Source organism: uncultured Litoreibacter sp. (genome assembly GCF_947487515.1).
GTDB lineage: Bacteria > Pseudomonadota > Alphaproteobacteria > Rhodobacterales > Rhodobacteraceae > Litoreibacter.
Genome location: NZ_CANKWO010000003.1, coordinates 235,525 through 257,453, shown reverse-complemented (window position 1 = coordinate 257,453; position 21,929 = coordinate 235,525). Strand labels below are relative to the sequence as shown.

The 21,929-nt window shown below is 53.6% G+C and carries 24 protein-coding genes, 1 tRNA gene and 1 pseudogene; 12 read left to right on the top strand and 14 right to left on the bottom strand.

Annotated elements, in window-relative coordinates; translation table 11 throughout:
• Positions 1 to 40 precede the first annotated feature (40 nt).
• The 4 genes from Q0746_RS11160 (at position 41) to Q0746_RS11145 (ending at position 3,915) form a co-directional block, all read left to right on the top strand.
• Entirely contained in the window at positions 41 to 1,165 is a 1,125-nt protein-coding gene (locus Q0746_RS11160) for an NmrA family NAD(P)-binding protein (RefSeq protein ID WP_298260247.1), read from the top strand.
• Positions 1,166 to 1,192: 27 nt separating this feature from the next.
• Positions 1,193 to 1,939, top strand: a complete 747-nt coding sequence (locus Q0746_RS11155) for a hypothetical protein (protein WP_298260245.1) — start codon at positions 1,193 to 1,195, stop codon at positions 1,937 to 1,939.
• 565 nt (positions 1,940 to 2,504) lie between these two features.
• Positions 2,505 to 3,293, top strand: a complete 789-nt coding sequence (locus Q0746_RS11150; protein ID WP_298260243.1) for an AraC family transcriptional regulator — start codon at positions 2,505 to 2,507, stop codon at positions 3,291 to 3,293.
• An 82-nt stretch (positions 3,294 to 3,375) separates the two neighbouring features.
• Positions 3,376 to 3,915: a hypothetical protein gene (locus Q0746_RS11145; protein ID WP_298260241.1), complete on the top strand. Its 540-nt coding sequence runs from the start codon at positions 3,376 to 3,378 to the stop codon at positions 3,913 to 3,915.
• 243 nt (positions 3,916 to 4,158) lie between these two features.
• On the opposite strand, the gene Q0746_RS11140 is transcribed toward Q0746_RS11145, so the two are convergent.
• From Q0746_RS11140 to Q0746_RS11125, 4 genes are all read right to left on the bottom strand, one after another.
• Complete coding sequence (locus Q0746_RS11140; protein WP_298260239.1) at positions 4,159 to 4,623, bottom strand: SRPBCC domain-containing protein; 465 nt, start codon at positions 4,621 to 4,623, stop codon at positions 4,159 to 4,161.
• Entirely contained in the window at positions 4,620 to 4,976 is a 357-nt protein-coding gene (locus Q0746_RS11135; RefSeq protein ID WP_298260237.1) for a metalloregulator ArsR/SmtB family transcription factor, read from the bottom strand. The genes Q0746_RS11140 and Q0746_RS11135 overlap by 4 nt, the downstream gene beginning before the upstream one ends.
• Positions 4,977 to 5,022: 46 nt before the next feature.
• A complete protein-coding gene (locus Q0746_RS11130; protein ID WP_298260235.1) occupies positions 5,023 to 5,376 on the bottom strand; it encodes a nuclear transport factor 2 family protein in 354 nt (117 codons plus the stop codon).
• 233 nt (positions 5,377 to 5,609) lie between these two features.
• A tRNA-Arg gene (locus Q0746_RS11125) sits at positions 5,610 to 5,686 on the bottom strand.
• A 95-nt stretch (positions 5,687 to 5,781) separates the two neighbouring features.
• Here Q0746_RS11125 and Q0746_RS11120 point away from each other — a divergent pair.
• From Q0746_RS11120 to Q0746_RS11100, 5 genes are all read left to right on the top strand, one after another.
• On the top strand, positions 5,782 to 6,390 hold the full coding sequence (locus Q0746_RS11120; RefSeq protein ID WP_298260234.1) for a TetR/AcrR family transcriptional regulator: 609 nt from the start codon (positions 5,782 to 5,784) through the stop codon (positions 6,388 to 6,390).
• 96 nt (positions 6,391 to 6,486) lie between these two features.
• Positions 6,487 to 7,161, top strand: coding sequence for a PspA/IM30 family protein (locus Q0746_RS11115; RefSeq protein WP_298260232.1), 675 nt, complete (start codon positions 6,487 to 6,489; stop codon positions 7,159 to 7,161).
• Between the two features lie 40 nt (positions 7,162 to 7,201).
• Positions 7,202 to 7,489 (top strand): hypothetical protein, encoded by a 288-nt coding sequence (locus tag Q0746_RS11110; RefSeq protein WP_298260230.1) that lies wholly within the window; start codon positions 7,202 to 7,204, stop codon positions 7,487 to 7,489.
• A 108-nt stretch (positions 7,490 to 7,597) separates the two neighbouring features.
• Positions 7,598 to 8,236: a lysophospholipid acyltransferase family protein gene (locus Q0746_RS11105; RefSeq protein WP_298260228.1), complete on the top strand. Its 639-nt coding sequence runs from the start codon at positions 7,598 to 7,600 to the stop codon at positions 8,234 to 8,236.
• Positions 8,236 to 9,195, top strand: a complete 960-nt coding sequence (locus tag Q0746_RS11100; protein ID WP_363322758.1) for a phosphatidate cytidylyltransferase — start codon at positions 8,236 to 8,238, stop codon at positions 9,193 to 9,195. The genes Q0746_RS11105 and Q0746_RS11100 overlap by 1 nt, the downstream gene beginning before the upstream one ends.
• An 18-nt stretch (positions 9,196 to 9,213) precedes the next feature.
• Here the strand turns inward: Q0746_RS11100 and Q0746_RS11095 are convergent, their stop codons facing one another.
• From Q0746_RS11095 to Q0746_RS11075, 6 genes and pseudogenes are all read right to left on the bottom strand, one after another.
• On the bottom strand, positions 9,214 to 9,477 hold the full coding sequence (locus Q0746_RS11095; RefSeq protein WP_298260227.1) for a hypothetical protein: 264 nt from the start codon (positions 9,475 to 9,477) through the stop codon (positions 9,214 to 9,216).
• Positions 9,478 to 9,563: 86 nt separating this feature from the next.
• Positions 9,564 to 9,905: pseudogene (locus tag Q0746_RS16730) on the bottom strand (TniB family NTP-binding protein); the annotation flags it as partial.
• A gap of 302 nt (positions 9,906 to 10,207) precedes the next feature.
• Positions 10,208 to 10,729: a hypothetical protein gene (locus Q0746_RS11090; protein WP_298260225.1), complete on the bottom strand. Its 522-nt coding sequence runs from the start codon at positions 10,727 to 10,729 to the stop codon at positions 10,208 to 10,210.
• 55 nt (positions 10,730 to 10,784) lie between these two features.
• Entirely contained in the window at positions 10,785 to 11,408 is a 624-nt protein-coding gene (locus Q0746_RS11085; protein ID WP_298260223.1) for a hypothetical protein, read from the bottom strand.
• Between the two features lie 229 nt (positions 11,409 to 11,637).
• Entirely contained in the window at positions 11,638 to 12,900 is a 1,263-nt protein-coding gene (locus tag Q0746_RS11080; RefSeq protein WP_298260221.1) for a DUF4123 domain-containing protein, read from the bottom strand.
• 1,153 nt (positions 12,901 to 14,053) lie between these two features.
• Positions 14,054 to 14,365 (bottom strand): ETC complex I subunit, encoded by a 312-nt coding sequence (locus tag Q0746_RS11075; protein ID WP_298260219.1) that lies wholly within the window; start codon positions 14,363 to 14,365, stop codon positions 14,054 to 14,056.
• A gap of 128 nt (positions 14,366 to 14,493) precedes the next feature.
• On the opposite strand from Q0746_RS11075, the gene uvrB reads away from it, so the two are divergent.
• Positions 14,494 to 16,695: an excinuclease ABC subunit UvrB gene (gene uvrB, locus Q0746_RS11070; protein WP_298260217.1), complete on the top strand. Its 2,202-nt coding sequence runs from the start codon at positions 14,494 to 14,496 to the stop codon at positions 16,693 to 16,695.
• A 70-nt stretch (positions 16,696 to 16,765) separates the two neighbouring features.
• Positions 16,766 to 17,347, top strand: a complete 582-nt coding sequence (locus tag Q0746_RS11065; protein ID WP_298260215.1) for an ion channel — start codon at positions 16,766 to 16,768, stop codon at positions 17,345 to 17,347.
• Between the two features lie 151 nt (positions 17,348 to 17,498).
• On the opposite strand, the gene Q0746_RS11060 is transcribed toward Q0746_RS11065, so the two are convergent.
• The 3 genes from Q0746_RS11060 to Q0746_RS11050 form a co-directional block, all read right to left on the bottom strand.
• On the bottom strand, positions 17,499 to 17,816 hold the full coding sequence (locus Q0746_RS11060) for an antibiotic biosynthesis monooxygenase family protein (protein WP_298260213.1): 318 nt from the start codon (positions 17,814 to 17,816) through the stop codon (positions 17,499 to 17,501).
• A 32-nt stretch (positions 17,817 to 17,848) separates the two neighbouring features.
• Positions 17,849 to 18,076, bottom strand: coding sequence for a hypothetical protein (locus tag Q0746_RS11055; protein WP_298260211.1), 228 nt, complete (start codon positions 18,074 to 18,076; stop codon positions 17,849 to 17,851).
• 169 nt (positions 18,077 to 18,245) lie between these two features.
• Positions 18,246 to 18,653 carry a universal stress protein gene (locus Q0746_RS11050; RefSeq protein ID WP_298260209.1) on the bottom strand — a complete coding sequence of 136 codons (408 nt, stop codon included), beginning with the start codon at positions 18,651 to 18,653 and terminating at the stop codon, positions 18,246 to 18,248.
• Between the two features lie 152 nt (positions 18,654 to 18,805).
• Between Q0746_RS11050 and Q0746_RS11045 the strand changes: the two genes are divergently transcribed.
• Positions 18,806 to 19,201 (top strand): hypothetical protein, encoded by a 396-nt coding sequence (locus Q0746_RS11045; RefSeq protein ID WP_298260207.1) that lies wholly within the window; start codon positions 18,806 to 18,808, stop codon positions 19,199 to 19,201.
• A 327-nt stretch (positions 19,202 to 19,528) separates the two neighbouring features.
• Here Q0746_RS11045 and Q0746_RS11040 read toward each other — a convergent pair whose 3' ends face one another.
• The gene (locus Q0746_RS11040) at positions 19,529 to 21,820 is read right to left on the bottom strand and encodes a glycosyl hydrolase family 28-related protein (RefSeq protein ID WP_298260205.1); all 2,292 of its coding nucleotides are present in this window, start codon (positions 21,818 to 21,820) and stop codon (positions 19,529 to 19,531) included.
• Positions 21,821 to 21,929: the final 109 nt, after the last annotated feature.

Genomic DNA, 21,929 nt, shown 5'->3' with positions numbered 1-21,929 from the left:
TCTAATCAATTAGATTACAACAATCATCTATAGGTGCCACATGACAGTTAACCAAAAAATTCTTGTCACCTCTGCAGCAGGTCGCGTTGGGCGGGATGCCGTCCGTTTCCTGATAGAATCCGGCTTCGAGGTCCGCGCCATGGTCCATCGTCAGGACAATCGCGCGGATGAGCTGGCCGCGTTGGGAGCCGACATTTTTGTTGGAAATCTGTTTGATTTTGACGATCTGACAAAAGCAATGACCGGCGTTTCCCGCGCGTTTCACATTCCCCCATTTGCGCCGCATCTTTTGCACAACACAATGCTGGTCTGTCTGGCAGCACAGGCGGCGAAGCTGGAGGCGCTGGTTCTGTTGTCTGGTTGGAATCCCAGCCCCTCACATCCCTCGATGCTGACCCGCGAACACTGGATCGCAAACAACATCGCACGTTGGATGCCCGATGTTGGGGTCATTCACCTGAACCCAGGCATTTTCGCGTTTACATATCTTCTGACAACGCCTGTAACACGCAAATTGGGCGTCCTGCCGTTGCCGTTCGCAGACGGGGCAAATGCGCCCGTTTCAGAGCGTGACATAGCGCGTTGCGCCGTTGCTCTTTTGAAAAACCCAAAGCCCTATATTGGAACCTCTTGGCGCCCCACCGGACCCGCGCTTTTGACTGGAACAGACGTGGCAGAGATTTTGGGAGACGTGTTTGGCCGCCAGGTTCGCTATCAGCCCATTTCATTTCGTATGTTTTCCAAAGCCGCGCGTGCAATGGGGTTTGCGGATTTTGACAGCTATAACTTGCGCCATTACGCCGATGAGATTGCCAATGGCGCCTTCGCGATAGGTGCGCCAACCGATCACGTGGAACAATTGACCGGCACCCCCGCCGAGAGTTTTCACACCACCGCAGACCGGTATGCGGCAGATGTCAGCCGTCTCGCCCCGAATGTAGAAGATGCCTCTGTCTTTCAGGCAATGGCGTTCATGATCCGGATGCTCCTCACTCCGGCTCCGAATTTCAAGACATTGTCAGCCCATGAAGGCGGCGCATGTTTGGCCACCCCCATGGCTGGCCATGCTAATCCGGAATGGCAAGACGCCGCCCGCGGCGGGACCCTGATGCTTTTGGACGGCCCCGATCCTGTCCGGCCCGTCACTGCTCCCAAAATTGCCTGAGCCTAAAACCCAACCAAGGAGTGCTTCATGATCGCCTTCTATGAATTCTATGAATTCTATGTTCGAGCCTTCGCCATAGCTTTGCCACTGCTGGCGATCGTGATTGCCAGTTTTGGCGCCTTTCGGGCAGGGTTCCGCCCGACCCAGACCGCGCTGTTTGTTGCGGTTACCGCGAGCATGTTCGCAAGCTGGTATGCGGTTGCGATCCCCCTATCACAGGCGGGGAAGTTCAATGTTCCGGCCGAATTTGGTGACCTGCCCATCGTGTTGCTATTTTTGTTTGGGGGCGCGTTCACAATCTGGGCGCTGGCTTGGCTTACACCACTTGGGCGACGGCTGACCGAAGCCACGCCTCTTAGCGCGATCGCGGCGTTCCAAATCCCCCGCGTCATGGGCGGCCTCTTCTTGATCGGTTGGCTGGCTGGCGACATCCCCGCTATTTTCGCCATTCCAGCGGGCGTGGGGGACATCCTAGCGGGAATAGCAGGATGGCAGGCCAGTCAGGCGTTGGCGCGGGGCGCACCTAATGCGCGTCGTTTGTTGGCGCGCGCGAATTGGATCGGCATCGTTGATTTCGCTTTGGCGGTCCTGCTCGGGATTGTGACCTCTCAGGGGTTTGCCCATCTCTACGCGATTGAGGCCCCAAACATCATCAACAATCACCCGCTGGCGATGTTTCCCGCCTTTTTCGTTCCCATCTTTTTGGGCTTCCACTTTATTGCGCTGGCTCGCATGCGGACGGAAGGGGCAAGATCAAAGATCGCACATGCCTGAGTTTGGCCCGCCCCAGACGTTCCCCCTTCCGGACTCGTTGGATCGATCTCGCGGGTGGCGCCAATCTGCACTCCGTTGCGGAAGGGGAGTGGAGCTGCACTGCACCTTTTGCACGAAAACCCGACTTTGGGGCAATCGCCCTTGCCCGTCCGTTTCCGTTTGGCCTGAACACAGTTCTAAAACGCGATCTCGTACTGGAGCGCACTAGCTCGCTTCGATGCGTCTAGTATAGAATGTGGTGGCACCTATCTTGCGCCTAAATAGCTGAATGAGGACTGCCACTTTGACCACTGTTCCAACGTCATGGCTTTTATCAATTCTAGCGGTGTTCATCGCAGCGGCAGTCGTAAGCAAGCCTCAGCTGCCTTCAGCAGCACGCGTCTTTTTTGGCCTTGGGCTGGGACTTATTGCTGTGGTCGCGTGTTTTGTCGGCCTGAGATCGGAGTATGGAATTGGCGTGCTAGGCAGCTTACAGCCGCACTTGGCCATTTTGATGGCCCCATGTCTCTGGCTTGGATTTCAATCTCTTGCGTCACCGACTGGGACCCCTTCACGTCAAAAACTAATGCTTGTTTCCGTTGGTCTATTGGCCTTGGAACTTGCCCTTTTCGTGCCATCAGCTTGGTCCGCAGATGTGGTCGTGATCACGGAAAATGCTGTTTTTGTCGTATTGCTCGCGGCAATGCTGCGCCAGCCACAAGACGCATTTGTTCAGGTTGCGCCACATAGGTTTCGCACAACTCGGATTGCGTTGCTTTTTGCACTTCTGTTCATGGCGCTGATTGTCGCCGCGGACATAACGATACTTCTTGCGATGCTGTCGGCGGGAAACGCAGGGGTAATTCACCTTCTGACAGGCGCATCTGGGGTCGTAGTTGTTATTGTTATGCTGTGCGCTCTCATCGGTGTGCCCTTATTTCTTGGCGCACAGTCGCATAGCATTTCAGGAGAGGCCCCTGAACAGCAGCCGTCAGAAGAGGACCATGAACTGCTGCGCAGGCTCGACCATCTGATGCGCGACAATCAAATATTCACAGACCCAGACCTGACGCTTGCGCGACTCGGTCGGCGGCTTCACTGCCCGGCAAGGAGTGTTTCGAAGGCGATCAATCTCATCCATAAGGAGAATGTTTCGCGGTACATTAACCGCTTTCGTGTGAGCTATGCAGCCCTGCTATTGAAAACAACGGATCGGCCTGTGACCGACATCATGTTGGAATCCGGTTTCCAAAGTAAGTCGAGTTTCAACACAGAGTTTCGTCGCCTGACCGGCCAAACCCCGTCCACCTATAGGCAGCATGATGGCTTTGACGACAATGTTCTCAATCGCGATCTCAAACGTTCGGATTCGTAAATCAGGGCGAAGACCACCGACCTTTCGCCTTTCTTGACACCAGAGCCCAGTTGCATTGGGCGCGATCAAGAAAGGAAACATCATGAAGATCAAACACACAAGACATCAGCTGACCGCCATTGGGCTGGCAATTAGTCTGATACTTTTCACCACTGCAACAATCGAAGCCGCGAAAGCTGACACGGTCGTCGTTCCGAAAAGGGACATCGCGGTGATCGACGTTCCCCATCCAAAAGAAGGGAACCTGCTGATGTTGCGCGGTCTTGTCGGCAAAGGCACGGCCTCGTTTCGGATCGATGGCCAATGCCGATCGATGCCCGTCCGGTTTGTAGCGGGCGATTTTTCGGGCCGAAGTATCGACTTCGGAAAATCGAAATCCATCCAAATTGTCGTTACCGCTCCGGACGTCATCCGTGACCTATTGGCAGGGAAAGACCTTGTCAGCGACATGGTGCATGTTGCATCCGATCCCGCAGACAAGGCGGCAGATTTGCATCTCGCGAAGGGCCTTTCGGCGGACACCGGATTTGTCATCAACCCAGGCCGGTCCTTATTGGCGGATGTACTAGGTGCGCGCAAAACAGACGTGGATTGCGCCAGCCTGTCCACACGGCTTCCATAGGTCGAACTCTGCGTGCGCAGCTGAAGTGAATACGGAATAGAACCTTTCTCTTCGATGGCTTCATGCTGCGCATACCACCGCGCCAAAACACAAAGGACTGCTCCTATGCAATCCGCCTAAGGTGATGATGTGAAGCGAAGGCAACCAAGACTAAGGGCAATTCCGAAGAGTGCCGCGCCTGACTTCTTTCGAACCCTATTTTCGTGTGGGCGTAGATGGCAAGTGTTCTCATGGGGTGGATGTTCAGGCCTGTTGCGCATTCAGATGCTGCGACAGGTTCTCCAAGGTCGGCGTCCATCCATCTTCATGGAAAATACGGCTGGCCTCATCTATCAAGCCATCATGCTCCAACACCAGCAGCGTCTTCTCCCCTTTGGGCACAAGCGTGACGGTAACGCGACTGGTTTCATCCCGACCTTCCCAAGCCCATGAAAAGACCAATTCGTGCGGACGTTCAATCCTTTGATAAGTGCCATAGGCCGTGAGAAAATTTCCCATCGCCGGTGGAGGACGCATTTGAGCGTCGCTGGCATCCATGATGATACGAAACGTGCCGCCGACGACCAGATCAACCTCCGCTTCGATGGCTTTCATGCCCAAGGGGCAAAACCATTGTTTCATGAGTTCGGGCAGGATCCACGCATCCCAAACATCCTCCGGAGATGCGTTCAAGAGGCGTGTTTGCAAGACGCTGTGGGTGGTTGTCATATATCAGACTTCTTTTCTTTGTCCTTCGTCGTGCTCTTCACAAGGAAATCTTCCAGCTGATCCAGATTGCTTGACCAAAACTGCCGATAGAAGGACAGCCAATCGAAAGCCGCCTGTAAGGGGGCGACCTGCAAGCTGCATATATGCTTGCGACCGTCGAGTTCCTTTGAAACCAGTCCCGCAGATTGAAGGATCGACAGATGCTTGGAAAATCCGGCTGCGGACAAAGCGAATGGTTCTGCCAATTCGCCTACCGTCGCCGGACCGTCCGCCAGCCGAGCGAGCGTTGCCATTCGCACCGGATCGCTAAGGGCTGAAAAAGTGCGTACCAGCTCTGGAGTTATCTGTTGCATCTATGCTCTCTTTATCTGCGGGATTGTGAATTCTACGCGGGTTGAATTAGGCCGCTTCTTCAGGGAACTGCTTGGAGTCTGTATAAAGCTCCTGACGCAAAATCTTATCACCCTTGAAGGTGAATATATCGCACATCTCCATTTCCTTCTCCCCGTCCGGCATCTGGGCCACGAGTGTGAAAACATGAACGACATTCTCACCCTGCGCAATATGGCGGGAATCCTTCACATGGCCGCAAAACCCAATCAGATGCGCGATATAGGCGTCGGGCTCATCGAAATTCATCATCGGGGCTTTGAAGGTAAAATCATCGGTCAAAAGCGGACGGATCATAGAAGCATCCTGAGCTGTCGCACCGGCATAAAACTGATCGAGAGTTGTTTTTTGGGCTGGGGTCATTGCACGTTTCCTGTTTTGATTCGCTATATCGCTAACATTTCACCATGTAGCAAAGTAATCAAGACACACGAATACCAAGCGCGATAGAATTTGGTGCCAGCATTGATGTGGTCAGCATCGCCTGCGTGTCTTCTCGATCAGCTTTATGATCGGCCAGCTTGTTCTTGGGCCACCTCGGACGCCTATGGGCCACGGGCGATCCAACGCGTTTGCACGATATCTAGAATGAGATTTGGCGATCCCGGGAGGACTCGAACCCCCAACCCTCTGCTTAGAAGGCAGATGCTCTATCCAGTTGAGCTACGGGACCGCTACCTGCTTATTGCGAAAGCTTGGGCCGAAACGCAAGGGCTTTGCTTCTTGAAACACATTGGTTAATTGTGAACGTAGTTCAAGGAGGCCGGAATGGCGGGCAAAGTTCAAAAAAAACGAGACGACCTGCGAGCTAAACTTATCGACATCGCAGAGGAACGGATCAAAACCGGCGGCATTGCCGAAGTTCGCGCACGCGACTTGGCAAAGGAGGCCGGATGCGCAGTCGGCGCGATCTACAATGTCTTTGGTGATATGAACGACCTTATCATGGCCGTGAACGCCCGCACATTTAAGCGCGTCGGAAAACAAGTGTCCGCGGCCGTCGCAGCAGAGCCGCCGGGCCACCCTGTCAAAACTATGATCGCCATGTCGCACGCCTATCTTCACTTCGCGCGTGACAACACAGCCGCGTGGCGCACTTTGTTCGATTTGGAAGTATCTACAGAGGAAGTCGTCCCAGCTTGGTATCTTGAAGAGTTGCAAAAGGTCTTCGCCCTGATCGCTGATCCTTTGGTGCGAATCTTTCCCGAAATGTCCGAAGAAGATGTGTCCCTGATGACCCGCGGATTGTTCTCTTCCGTGCATGGAATCGTTCTTTTGGGGCTTGAAAAACGCATTTCCGGCGTTCCCATCGATAGGCTTGAGCACATGATTACGCTTGTTTTCAGTCACTTAACCTCTACTCCCTCAAAAAAATGAACGACGTTCAATTTATTTCTTGAACGACGTTCAGAAAACGGTATCTTGAATTCATGAACGGCGTTCACGAAACGCCCCCATGTAGGAGAGACCAAGATGTTTTTGACTTTGAAGACCCTGATGACCGGAGCAAACGCCCGTGCCGAAGAAAAGGTCCGCGACGTCTACGCCATCGAATTGATCGAACAGAAAATCCGCGAAGCCACCAACAGCCTGACTGCTGCGAAGGCAACGCTGGCCAGCCTGATCCAACGCCACCGCGGCGAAGACCGTCAGGTTAAGGCCATTGAAACCCGCATTGCCGACCTGACGGACCGCGCCACCAAGGCGCTAGATGATGGCAATGAAGCAATGGCAACGGAAGCCGCGAACGCGATTGCACAGCTAGAGAATGAGCTGGAAGGACGTCGCCAAACGCTAGATCGCCTTGATCAGCGGATCATGCGCCTGCGCCAAAGCATCGAGACCGGCAACCGCCGCATCATCGACCTGAAGCAAGGGGCGATCACCGCCAAAGCTGTCCGCTACGAGCAAAATGTACAGGCCAAGCTGAACACCACCCTTCAAGGGCAATCCAGTGTGGCCGAAGCAGAAGAACTTATCGCGGGTGTCATGAAAAAGGATGACCCGTTCGAGCAGGCCGAAATCCTCGCCGATATTGACCGCGACCTAAGCCATGACACCCTCGCGGATCGCCTGTCGGATGCGGGATACGGCACCGCCACACGGGCCACTGGGGCGGATGTCCTGAAGCGCCTGAAATCCAAATAACTTACCAATTCACACAAAGATTTAGACAAGGAACGAAACAATGAACAACGCAATCAAATCCGACAATAGTTTGATCATGATGGTGAACCTTGCAGGTGTTTTCATCGCCCTAGGGATGTTGGCCCTCTCGCTCTACATGTCTCCTGACGTGCCACTGTCGACCAAAGGGTTCTGGGGTATCGGGGTGCTGATGTTGTGCCTTAGCTTGGTGAACTTCGTGAAATACCGCTTTGACGAGCGCCTCAATGAAGATCGCATCCAACAGATCGAACGCGCCCAAAACGAGAAACTGCTGGAGGACTTTGTGACAGTCGACAAGGCTGCTTAATCCCCACCTTCATGCAGGTTGCCGCGTCCTCCTCCCCGAGGGCGCGGTTTTTCTTGATTAAGCCGCATAAAACCTGTCCCTTGGGGGGACCTAATAAAAGAGATATCAATGCGCCGTTTCGCAGCCTCCATCGTCGGACAACTTCTAATCTTCGTTGGTCAATTCATCACCGCTGCGCGGGCGGATTGGCGTGGGATAGAACCGATAGCGCGTCAACGCATCTATTACGCCAATCATTCGTCCAATGCCGATCTGCCGTTGATTTGGACCGTGCTGCCCGCCGCCATCCGGCGCAATACCCGCGCGGTCGCTGCAGCCGATTACTGGCTGAAAAACAAACTCCGCGCCTTCATCGGTCGCGACGTCTTTCACGGCGTCTTAATCGACCGCCGCGCCGAGCATCGCACCGATGACCCCATCGCAAAAATTGTCGAGGCGTTGGATGAGGGATCGTCGATCATCATCTTCCCTGAAGGTGGTCGCAACCGGTCCGACGACCCATTGATGCCCTTCAAAGCGGGGCTGTACAACCTAGCCCAGCAACGCCCAGAGGTTGATTTGGTCCCCTGCTGGATCGACAATATTTCCCACATCATGCCGACGGGTGAAGTCATCCCAGTGCCCTTGGCCTGCACCGTCACCTTCGGCGCGCCGCTTCATGTTCAACCCAGCGAAGACAAGGACGCCTTCCTCTCCCGCGCCTCGGGTGCTTTGCTAGAGCTGATCCCAACACGGGGGAACGTCTGATGGAGATGACGCAAACCAGTTCTGATCTACTCTTCTTGTTTGCCGCCTGTTGCGGGCTGCTCATCATTGCCACGCTTATCGGTGAAGTCCTGCAAGCCCGCCTTCACAAGACCAAAGCAAACCTAACGGTGGAAACCTATCTTACCCGCGTGCACAGCTGGTGGGGTATGGTGTTCTTATTCTCCATGGCGCTGCTGATCGGACCGGTTGGCATCATCCTGCTTTTCGCCTTTTGCTCCCTCGCGGCACTACGTGAATTTTTGACGCTGACCACCAAAACCAACGCGGATCACTGGTCCTTGATCGCCAGCTTCTATCTGGCCTTGCCACTGCAGTATGTGTTCATTTGGTGGGGCGAAGTCGGGCTGTTTTCTATCCTGATCCCCGTCTACGCCTTCTTGTTTCTGCCAATCTTGAGCGTGCTGCGCGGGGGCGACGGGGCCGATAAAAATTTCCTCGCACGCATTTCGGAAACCCAATGGGGCCTGATGATATGCGTGTTCTGCGCCAGCCACATCCCTGCCCTCGTTACACTTGATATTCCAGAGTACGGCGACCGCGCGCCTTTGCTCATCGCTTATTTGGTGTTCGTCATTCAGATGGGGGACTTGATGGAGTATTTCGCCGGACGCAATCTCGGCAAACGCAAAGTGGCCCCCGCCGTGTCCCCCAAAACCCGTGAAGGCATCGCCTGCGGCGCGGCCTTTGCTGCCGGTTTGGGGCTGTTGCTCACTTGGATGACGCCGTTCTCTCCGCTTGCATCTATGGCGATGGCGGTCGTGGCTTACTTGGTCGGAGTTGGTGGGTCACTGGTCTTGGCGGCGATCAAATCCGACCGCGGCATCAAGAATTGGGGCCATCTTATTCCCGGCCAGGGGGGCTTTGTGGATCAACTCGACTCTGTGGTTTTTGCAGCCCCAGTGTTTTTCCATGTCACCCGCTATTTTTACGGCGGGTGACAGCAAACTTACATCAACTTAGACAGCGCCAATGCCGGCTTTGTCAGGATGGCGGCATCCGCAGATACTGTCAGCTTGAAGGTCGATGAAAGCATCTTCGAACAGCCCAACACCACACTGACAAGCATAGGCGATTGGGTAGAAATCGCCTTCAACGTCATGTGCAAGAAGCGGCAATTCCTGCAATGCCTGCAAAAATTCATCAAGATGTTGTTGCGAGAAGGCGACGCTTCGAACTGAACCCCTACTCGTCCGAGAAACGAATGGCTTCACGATATCCATCTGGTACAGCGCCTCGAGCTGACCTTTAGTAGCGCCAATTTAATCAGGAATGCCCTGAAACCGAACAACAGGTTTTAAAGCCTCGATCATTGGTACGGCTTTAGCTGCCTCAAAACGGCATTAATCGCTGCCGCGCCTCGCGTGTTCGGAAAGATTCTTGAGAGCGGGAGCTCATTGAACCGGCGGATGGTTTCGCCCGTAGCCTCAGAAAGGATCGCATCCTTCAGGCCAGGCACCCCGGCGATGACGAGAGCCACACCTTGCTCAGACTGTACCATGTTTTTCAGTGCCTGAATTGCCGCGGGAATGTCGCGGCCAGTGCCTGATCGAAGAGTGTGATGGCACTCGTCGATCACGAGTGCCTTGTTGCCCACCAACCAAAAACAATGCCGTGTGATTTCCCAAGCGTCTGCTGCGCGCAACTTGGATTCGACTTTCGTGTAAACACCGGCGACTCAAGCCACGTCGAGGATGTTAGAAATACTTCTCAATGCATCACAGCAACACTTGGCCAACCTAGATTATCAAGTCACAGATTTGAAAGATGATCGTGACAAATGGCGCTAGAAAGCAACGACGCTCCTTGAGGAGAAGAGGCCACAAAGCTTTTGATCGAGGGCTTTAGGGTACTAATTCTTATCCAGTCAACCGCACGGAATTCGGCGAGGAATCAACGTTTACGGCTGGTTGAGGAGATATTCAGGAAAGAGATACCTCGCTAGGACGCTGGTCAGTTTGGAACCGCGCGAAACATGACCTCGAAGTCTTCAACAAGCGTGACGGGCTTTGGCTTAGCGTCGTAGGTGATTGAAAGCGAAAAACGCACGATGTAGTCTCGAGGTAGACCAAGAGGCTGTGCGTTTAACGCAGGCAGCATCTGGGACCAGATGCCGTTGTGATGTCTAGTCCAACTGCTGATCAAAAGGGCTTCGCCTTGTGCTAAAGACTTCTGCTCGTTGCTGCCGCTTTGCGTATCCCCACAACATTCGTTGAAGGCGATCGCTTTATCGGGACGATCTGATGGCCAGTAGGACACTGATTGGAACGCGCTGGATACACCGCGACGATAATGGACTGTGACTTTTTCTGCACCACGGTTTGTGATCCGTGCTGTCGCAGTGAACGGCGCGAGATTCGCATCACCTATCGCTTCAAGGCAAAGAACGGGAGATCCAATAATTTCGACATCGAATTGCCCGCTTTGCCGCTTTTCAAGGAGTTCAATCTCCATTTTGCACGCATTCTCGGTCATATCTCTTTCCTCTGTCATGCAGGCGGTTAGGGCCGTCAGCCCAAATAGTGTCAGGCTAGCGAGCCACAATCTTAACATCAGCACTCACTCCCTCATCCGCCAAAATTTTCTTCACCTCGATCGCAACCCAATAGAACAGGTTGTCAGGGTAGTTTGTATTGCCACTTTCCCCCATCACGGAGGCATTGTCGAAAGAATGCTGGCCTACCGCCGCTGGGGGTATTCTGGACGCTGACAAAGTGATGCTCTTGTCGGGATTGTCTGCGCCCTTATAGGTGCATGTAGGTGCCGGACTGGCTGCAGATCGATTATACGTATACTCATCCGGCAGCCCTAACGTGTGACCAACCTCGTGTATCATGGTCCAGCTGATGCTGCTGGGGCCTTGAACGAAGAAGTTCATTTCCGTGCCTCCTCTAACGTAGGAGCGCAGTTGCTCTGTTGTCCCATCCGGCAAAGTTGCTGGGGTCTTGTTGTCCACTGTGACCGCAACATTCGCCGAGCCACTTGTGATAGTCGACGAAAAGACTAACCGCAGCTTTTGGACATCACATCCGGGTTGCGTAATCTGTACGCGCCATCCGCTGGCAGCCGAGGTCCAAGACCCCATAGCAGATGTCAAAGCCGAAGTGATTACTGCTGCATTTGCCGCACTCGTCGCACCATTTGAATAAGCCAAGCTAAACGTCTTACTGATTGTGACAATTCCACCAGTGTTGGTTCGAGCTATCGCAACCTGTGCGCGATTTCTGATGTTCCAACCTGGATTATAACCACAAGAAAAATACTTGGTATCTCCGACACTGTTCACACGCCCTGTAGCGGGGCATGCGCAACACAGTCCTGTGCCTTCTACACTGCCTCGTGGTGGTCCTCCGGGTAAGGCCTCATCTGGGCCAAGGGCTGATTTAGGCATTTGCAAAAAACCTTTGAAGAGAAATTGTTCTAGTCAAACGACGGTGCCCGTAAGAGGCGACCTTAAAAATAGCGTCGGGTTTCTTTGAAGCTTCAACATACTTTTCCTCTGCCCACGGGTAAAGTGGATCGTGCAAAAAATAGGGTCCAAGCGTCATCCAGATGATGTGATGCAGTCTTATGCCGCGATCATCCAGAATGCCGCTGTCTCGCGCTGATGCAGCCGCATCGGCCTCTACTATTCGGTACTGTTCCTCACCCCATCCAAGCCGTCGGGCGATTTCTGTGGACATCATGTTGAGATGGCCCGCATCCAATTTGTCCCAGCTGCCCGCTTCCGCGATGATTTTTTCTGTCCATGACTGAAGGTGTTTCATCTGCACTGATGGATCGCCCAAATGCCCGAAGAACTTCTTGTGACGATCAGGAAATTCCCGTGTCAAATTAGTGAAACGTTCATCACTTGGATCTGCGAACAATTCCGAAAAACACGAAAATTGTGGCGCTCGGTGGAACCATCCCCCGAGAAAGGTCATCACATAGAGCAAATAGGCAAACTCTTCTTGATAACGTAGACCAAATGCACGCCCTTCGCGGATCGCATGCTTTGATATGCGAGCCAAGCGCGCCTGGTCAAATCCGCGGAACCGCACCGGATCAAATCGCGTCATCCAAGCACATAGGTCATGCTCTAGGCGAAACCATTGCAGATCCCTTAGGATTTTGAGGTCCCGCTCCTCTAGGCGAAGGCTTCGAGATGAAGGGATATGCCCTGCAGGCATGGACAGATCAAAGATCCGCGCGCTTTTCGTCGTGCCCCGGGGCACAATAATACGGCTGACCGTGGCATGCCGCGAAACGAGCAGACTTGAAAGCCGATCCGGCCAATCGGCGATCTCTGAAAAATACCAATGTGCGACAAGCGGATCCCAAAAACGGAAGAAAACACTCTTGTTATCTACACGCGGAACCTTAGTGAGGCGCCGCAAGTGCGACCGCATTCCATCGAAATTCGCAGTGCTTTGGAAGAAGATCGCGCCATCAAACTGCCAAAGCGCACTCATCTCTGGATTGACGGAAAAGAGTTTATCCAAGATTCTCTCGTTGGGTGGGATTTCTGCAATCCAAGGAGCCACAGCTCCATAGTCCTCGGCTTCTTTTCCAGAAAAAAGACAAGCGTGCTGGATGCCTTCAGCGGCTAAAACTTCCAAAATATTTGGCATCTTGGCCGCGTCAATACATGCAAAAAGTTGCAAATTTGGCTGCTCAAAGGCCTCCCAAAGATCTTGGGGTCGCGTGATCTTTGTGGTCCTTGGGTCGCTGTATACTGGGACCAGATCCTGAAGATCTTGTATTGAAAAACGCAATGTCTCTTCTTTTGATCTAAAACTACATATTACATCTTTTCGAATTCGCATGCAACTTATGGAAGTTTCACTAGATCATAGTGAGGTAATGCAACTCCAAACGACATTCTCCTTGTTCTCAAGCTGGTGATCCAAGAGTGCGCAGTGCTTCTGATTCATGACAATTAGCGAAGCACCTCGAAGGCGAAGCTGGAGAGAATTGCCTAGCGGGTTGTCGATTGATGTGACAGCTCTGCCCCTTTCAGCTATCACCGCCCCATGTGCAAAGCAGCCGTTCGTGTCAACAAGATCAAAACCATCGCCCAATAACGGGAGCCAACCTTACAGGCCAAGCCCGCGTTCGCGCAGACGCACAAGCGGACTTCGATTTGGCATGGGTCCAAGGTCGGGAGTCCACGCGATTAACTTGCCGCATTCAAAACCCACAATTTCGTGCTTGGCGGGTGAACGCAAAGGCGCACCGATGTGCATGCAAGCGCTGTGCACTGTCTCCCCCGAATGGGTCGAACAAGCCCGCAACTTGCATGACGCTGGCAGCCCGCGCTACCGGAAATTGTTTGCGCAAGCCAAAGCATGAGCCGAAAGTTGGGCTGGCGAAGGTGCCGTGTTTGGTCCCCGCCTCGATCTGGAGCAAAAAGGCGGCGCGGTGGTGGAGCTGATGATCTCGCTCGTACGCAACAGCCGAGGCATGCCTGTGATCTCGACACAAAGCCCTGCTCTTACTTCAAGGTTCGGCTTGAAGGTAAGGCCTTCAAAGAAGTTTACGCGGCACCAAGTGGTCATCTGATGTCATTTTTCCGAGGAAATTCGTACGTCCGCTCTAGTATGTCAGCCCCCTAGGCGATGCACTTGCAGCACACGTCTGCTGCCCGCCTGGTTGTGTTGATAAACTTTAGGAAAATTACGCGAAGTCATAAGTAGTCATGGCAGTTAGATAGACCATTCTATCAGCCGCAAAATCTGTTGTCCTGAATGGGTCTCATCAGTTTCGCGGGATCTTTACCCCGAATTCCGAGACAACTTTACCCCGGTTCACACAAACTTAATGCGTCCAAACCCCACGGCGGTTGGTCGCGAAGTTCTCGCCGTAGCCGCCTTGGCGGATCACCGGTTTGCGTGTTTTGGGATCCGTTACCGTTGCCTCGATACCGTTATCCTTGGCGTAATCCAACGCGGCTTCCTTGCTATCAAAGGAAAGCTTCACCTGCGCTTGCGTGTCTGCCGAAGACGTCCAGCCCATCAGCGGGTCAACATCGCGGCCTGTATCGTTCACATATTCCAACACCCAATTCTTGGTCTTGGCTGTGCCGGATTGCATGGCGGTCTTAGTCGGTTGGTAAATGCGTGCACGCATGGGATCGTCTCCAAAAACTCTGCCTATATATCGCGGTCCTGACACCCTATGGCAAGAGCACAAAATACCACGGGTTGAAGCGGCCTCAAAAAGGGTCATCTTAGAGGCAACCATAGGAATCGCGCGACATGCACAATAACTCCCCCGAACAGATGCCGGATCAGCAGCCGATCCTGTCGAACCCTGCCCCCGACGTGAAGAATCGCGACAAGTTAGAAGGCGGAATCAAGTTCCGTCTGGAGACAGAATTTGAACCCGCAGGGGACCAACCCACTGCCATCAAAGAACTTGCCGAAGGCATCAACACGGGAGAGCGAGACCAAGTCCTCCTCGGGGCCACTGGTACCGGCAAAACCTTTACGATGGCTAAACTTATTGAGGAAACCAATCGCCCCGCGATCATCCTTGCCCCCAACAAGACGCTTGCCGCCCAGCTATACGGTGAATTCAAAGGCTTCTTTCCCGACAATGCCGTCGAGTATTTCGTCAGCTACTACGATTACTATCAACCCGAGGCCTATGTCGCGCGCTCCGACACGTTCATCGAGAAGGAATCGCAGATCAACGAGCAGATCGACCGCATGCGCCACTCCGCCACCCGCGCGCTGCTGGAACGCGACGATGTGATCATCGTGGCCTCCGTGTCTTGCATTTACGGTATCGGCTCGGTGGAAACCTACGGCGCCATGACCCAAGATCTGCACATCGGTGCAGAATACGATCAGCGCAAGGTCATGGCCGACCTCATCGCACAGGCCTACAAGCGCAACGATCAGGCGTTTCAGCGCGGCACCTTTCGCGTGCGCGGGGATAGCCTAGAGGTCTGGCCCGCCCACCTTGATGACCGCGCATGGCGGCTGTCCTTCTTCGGCGAGGAGCTCGAATCCATCGCGGAATTTGACCCGCTCACCGGCACAAAAACCGACACGTTCGAGCGTGTGCGCATCTACGCCAACTCGCACTATGTGACCCCGCGCCCGACGATGCAGCAGGCCATCAAAGGCATCAAAAACGAGCTGTCCATTCGGCTACCCCAACTCACCAACGACGGTAAATTGCTGGAGGCCCAGCGGCTGGAACAGCGCGTCAATTTTGACTTGGAGATGCTGGAGGCCACAGGTGTCTGCGCGGGTATTGAGAACTACTCGCGCTATCTGACGGGCCGCGCCCCAGGTGAGCCGCCCCCCACCCTGTTCGAATTCATCCCCGACAACGCCATCGTATTCGCCGATGAATCCCACGTCTCTGTGCCGCAAATCGGCGGTATGTACAAAGGCGACTACCGGCGCAAGTTCACGCTGGCAGAGCACGGCTTCCGCCTGCCGTCCTGCATGGACAACCGCCCCCTCAAGTTCGAGGAATGGGACGCCATGCGCCCGCAGTCCGTCTTCGTGTCCGCCACGCCAAAGGATTGGGAGCTGGAGCAAGCAGGCGGTGTTTTTGTGGAGCAGATCATTCGCCCCACGGGCCTTCTGGACCCCGTCATTGAAATCCGCCCCGTTGAGACACAAGTTGATGATGTCATGGACGAAATCCGCCGCGTCAACGCCAATGGGATGCGCACTTTGGTCACCACGTTAACCAAACGCATGGCCGAAGATTTGACCGAATTCCTGCATGAGAATGGCATCAAAGTTCGCTACATGCACTCCGACATCGACACGATTGAACGGATCGAAATCCTGCGCGACTTACGCCTTGGGGTGTTCGACGTGCTGATCGGGATCAACCTTCTTCGCGAAGGCTTGGATATCCCCGAATGTGGCCTCGTCGCCATTCTTGACGCGGATAAGGAGGGCTTCTTGCGCTCCGAGACATCGCTCATCCAAACCATCGGCCGCGCCGCGCGAAACGCCGAAGGTCGCGTCATCATGTATGCCGACAAAATCACCGGCTCAATGGAACGCGCGATGGGGGAAACCGAACGCCGCCGCGCCAAGCAGATCGCTTACAATGAGGAACACGGCATCACCCCCGCGACGGTCAAGAAGAACGTCGAGGACATTCTGGCGGGCCTCTACAAAGGCGACGTCGATATGAACCGCGTCACCGCCACCATTGACGCGCCCGCTGGTGCCAACCTGCAAGCCGTACTGGACGGTCTGCGCGATGACATGCGCAAGGCCGCCGAGAACCTAGAGTTCGAAGAAGCCGCCCGCCTGCGCGACGAGGTAAAGCGTTTGGAAACCGTCGATCTGGTGATCTCCGACGATCCTCTGGCGCGGCAATACGCGGTGGAGAAGGCCGTGGAAGACGGCAAGAAAAACGCGGGCCGCTCAACCGCTGGCAGGCCGGGTCAACGGGGTGGTGTGAAGAAGCGGGGGCGTTGAACAAGTCTTCTCTTCATCTCAAATTTGTTGTATCAATTCTATTTTCATATAGTGAAGATACACCCACCACATGAGTTGCATATTTAGCTACATAAGAATTTTTATTGCTGAAAAGATTTGTGGATTCAGACCCTCCTCTGAAAACGGTAGTAATTCTCGACGTTTTTTATCTCGAATTACGTTTCTTATTGCATCGATAATATTGCTCTTAGGAGTATTTGGCTTCTGGAACGAAGATGAAACTCTACAGTATTTAGGTCGGCGGACCCTTATACTTTGGTCAATTGCATTCTTTACGATCGTGGTAATAATACCCGTTCTCGTCATTGATCATCGAAACTTCACATTGAATAAACATCGTTTAATTTTAGATATTTTGATTTCAGCATTTTACAGCATCACCGTATTTGGGTTTCTATATCATGGTCTCGGCATCGAGAAGACAGCAAATACGATGGACGTTAGAACCGTCCTAGATAACTTATACTTTTCGGCAATCACGTTTTCTACACTGGGGTTTGGTGACTTCAGACCCAGCTCAAGTGCTCGAGGGTACGCTGCGATACAAGGGCTTTGGGGAAACATCCATTTAGGATTACTTGCAGGCGCTGTATTTTACGCCCTTGTACAAGAGCAGGAACATTCAAAATAGGCTAAAGATAACGGCCAAGCACAACACAGCTGGGGCAACCCAAACCGTCCATCCAAGCACTTTATCGTAAGTTTTTTGACTCATTTTGTTCTCCTTAAGTTCTTCATACACTAATATAACCAAAACCTCAATATCTAACTAACATCACCCCTCAAAACACCTCCGCCACATCATACATCACGGGCTCAAAGCTCTTGCACAGCCCGCTGATCACGCGGTTGCGTTTGCGCATCTCGTCCGTGCGCAGCATCGCCTGAAAATCCTCGCGGCGGTCCCATTGTGAATAGTTGGCGATCCGTGTCTGCGCGTCGTTCACATGTAGCGCCGCCGCGATAAACCCCGGTTGCTTGGAGATGAATTCAGCGTAAGCCGTCGTTAATTCATCGAGTAAATCCTGACAGGTTCCTGGTGTCATCTCGAAGGTGGTGATCACGGTTTGGCATTGTAATTGCTTTGTAATCTTGGGCATCTGATGGTCCTCCACTGCGCAAGCCTAACACATCATGCGCGCCTGTCGTCAATGCAGGTGGTGGTTAACTTAACGAAGTAGAAACCGAATCCATTCATGCTGGCAGAATGGAACATCACGAATTTGACCCGCTCGCACAACGCCACGGCGCTTTGATATCCCAAGTTTGGAAACAGCTCGGGCAGGCCCGCGACACTGGCGACAAATCTGAAGAGGCGGCAGCTTTTTGGCTGCGCCGTTTTCGCAATTTGAAGCGCCATGTCCTACTTGCCCAACGCGCAGAACTGGCGCGCAAAGAAGTTTCACCGTCAGAGCTGCATCAGTGGTTCGCGCGGGCAACGGACGCCCTGTCCAAAGCAGAGGTGCATTTTCAGTCGCGCGTTAAACAGCAGCACATCGCAAAAACACAACTGGCGGCTACCCTTCGACCTACCGAACCACATGCACTGCACATTGGGCATACCGCACGATCCGCGCCGCCGTACCGCCAAGAAAGTAATCCTGAACACCAGGTTTATGCGACGACACGATAATGCAGTCATTCCCATGCGTGTCCGCCCATTCCAAAATTGTACGGGCGGAATGACCTGTAACCACCATTGATTCACCACCGGGAACCAAAGTCGCGATTTCATCCAATCGGGTTTTCACCGCATCACGGCTTTTCTCGATGAAATCTCCGGATACATATCGCGACGCGTAGCTGGGGAGCTCTTCGATAACGTGCAATATGGTGACCCGCGCGTCATCGGCAGCAATGGCTTTGGCCACCTCTAGTGCTGCATCGGGAGTATGGTCGGGATCAAAGACAACAGGGACAAGAATTCTTGAGTACATGGTCTGCACCTCCTTTGTTTCCTTCCCAGATCACCACAAAGGCAATGACCCCGCCTTGATCCACGTCAATCCCCGCAATGTCTTTTCCTTGCCAACTCCTGCGCTGCCCGACTAGCCTGTCCTCAGCACATAGTAAAAGTAGTTGAGTACCCATGCCCCCTCATCATCGCGACGAAATGGTCTTGTCTTATTCACGCGGTCGTAACGCATTGGGCTTTTTGGGGATGCTGCTTCCGCTGCTGCTTATTTTCGGGGGCATCATGCAGTTGGGAAAGGTGGAGCCATCCATTTCCGACTTCTACCACACGACCTTCCGAGATGTTTTTGTCGGAACGCTTTGCGCCATCGGCGTTTTTCTGGTGTCCTATAGAGGATATCCAAAGTCACGCAATGAATGGATATCCGATGACCGAGTAGCAACAATCGCGGGTCTTTCGGCTTTTGGTGTAGCCTTCTTCCCAAACGAGGTTCCAGGCGGTCAGGAGGTGACCTCTTTTGCGCAAGCCGTCTTTGGCATCTTCCCTACCGCAGTATTACACTATGTCTAAGCACTCACATTTTTGCTGAGTTTGGCAGTCTTCTGTCTTTACAAGTTTCCAAAGAACGCCAAGCCATATCGCAAACGGATATACCGCATTTGCGGGGTAACTATTATGGTAATGGTCGTGCTGGTTTTCGCGTGCTCATGGTTCAAAGTGCAGGGTCCAGAAAACATGAAAAGCCGAGTGCTCAACTACAATTTGGTGTTCTGGTTCGAAAGCATAGGAGTATGGGCTTTTGCGGTCAGCTGGTTGGTAAAAGGCAAAGCCGATTTGATGCTTTACCGCAACTCAGGAAAGGCGGCCCCACCCAAAACTGAGTAGGGCCATTAACCTCTAATATGGGTTGTCTACACGTGCGGTGACATTGATTTTTCCTTTCACCGCAGCCCCCCAAATAATATCGACTGCGCCACCGTCTGCGCCTTCTTCGGGATCAGTGTAATGCGTCACAAACTGCTTCACATTACTCGCGCTTCTGAGTGCCCCCACGGGTGTGACATCCGTCACATTTCGGGCCCGTCCACCGAACGGCAACCACTCTGAAAAGTCGCAGGTCCACGTCTCTGCTGGGCTGGTCTCACTGAAGGACAACATCACCGGATTTTGCGTCCATTGGTTGATCGAGTGATAGGTGTTGCCTGTCCAGTTAATGTTTCGGAACCGGCTTGTGTTCAGCTCCGCCACGCTGTCATCCACCTTGTCCACACGGTCAATGTTGCCGTTCGTCACTTTGAACGTATTGCCCGACACATTCAGGCCGTTAATGAAATGTCCCGATCCATACGGTTTCACCACAATAAACCGGAAGGAGGATGTCGCGCCAATGGCCGTGAAAATGTTGCCGACAATGGACAATGCCCCAAAGCTCAACTCGCTGGAAAAATTGGGCAATGCGTCATGCTCATTGTTCCATTCGATGTAGTTGTTGTCGCTATAGTTGCCGTTGATTACGATCTTTGACGACGGTTTGGTCAGGATCAGCCCTGCGACACGGGGGGCGCCGGTCAAGTTGTCCCCATGGAACCAGTGATTGCCCAGAAGCATGTGCCCGGACCCGTGAACAACCGCGAATGCCCCCATGCGAATGCAGCGGTTGTCACGGATTTTGGCATCATTGGCATTGATGTTGAACCCGATGGAGGTCCGCGCCGTAGCCACGACCGCTTGCTCGTTCGAGATGAATTGACACCGGTCGATCATCATCCCTTGGCAGGCCAGCCCAATCGAAGTGACTGCGCGGTCCAGCGGCGCATTGAAGAAACAATCGCGCAGGTGCCAGATCAATCCAGCGGGCGGCAGCATCACGCAACTCGCCAAACCGTCGGCCTTTAGATCAACGTCGGCGATGTTGAACTGAGACAGTTTTTCAAACCCACTGAAATCCAACATATAGCGAAAGCGTTTGAAGCTATAGTTTTGCGTGCCAACGGCATCATACAATTGCTGGCTAAGGGTCAACGTCTGCGCACCGACATTCTTACTGGTCACGTAAACCTCGCGCCCCACGCCATTTCCGCTAACAAGACTTCCAACTTCAATGTTTGCCACATTGGTCACGCCACTCAGGCGATAAGGTTGAGACACGGAATACGTGCCGCTGGACGTCGCAGTGCCTGCGTCCCACGCAGGGTTGCTGATGGCATCCAATTGGCCATTGCGAATGACGCGTCTCGTCGTAAAGGTCGACACGTCGGGCACCGCCGCCTGCATATCCACTGGCCCTCGCAGTCCGATGGAGCGACCGCATAGATCAAGGCTGTCATGGCTGGATTGTTTTAGCAGAGCTTGAAACGCCTTCCGAAACGCCAGTTCCTCATCCCCAAATGCCGCAGCGTAGTGATCGAAATCGAAGTTTTGCGCCAACGCCAAATACTTGTCATCAGGCATGGTGACAGTGCCTTGGAAACGAACACGGCTTTCGATCGTAACATTTCCCGCCAGATGAAAGACGCCATCTGATACCAAAACACCACGACCATTCGCAGCGGCATCAGCGGCTTCAAAGGCATCCGTGTTGTCCGTGGTTCCATCCCCGATTGCGCCAAAATCCTTAACGTCGACCCAATCCATCATAGACCGCAAGAAAGCGCTGGTCACATCTTCGATTTGCACATCATCGATGCGCAGTACGCCGCCATTCGCTCCGGTCAGGTCGATCCCGAAGTGGCCATATAGCGCATCGCTTCCCCACGACAGGTCTACCCCGTTGCGTTCGCCGGTGCCGACGATCGCAGTGACTTCGACGATGTCACCGTAACTGGTCAAAGTGGTGGCTGGCCCTTGCGTAGACACCCCACTGACCGCCGCACCACCAGCCCCTCCGGCGAAAGCCGCAATGCGAACGGTCGGCAGGTTGCCGGAAATCGCTTTAACGCGCACCTTGATCTGCAAATAGCACCCAGGCAGCAACGGCGTTTCGCCCATATAGCGCAAACGCTGCGTGTTTTCAGTTTTCAGTATTTCAAGGCACCCGCTGAAATCCTGATCTGCAGGGACATAGGCCGCACTCGCGTAGCCATCATAGGTGGCCGTACCGGGGGTGCCATCCCCGCGTGACCATACATCCAAACCGTTTGCAAATGGGGGCGGCGTCAACACCAGCCCGTCGGTAATCGCTTTGTTCATCGGTAGCCCTTTTCAACTTGGTTGGAGCGGGCGTGTCAGACAAAGCGCTACGCCAGACACAAGCCGAGCGCCCCCTAAGAAAGGGTGAAAAAAGCTACTCGGAATTGGA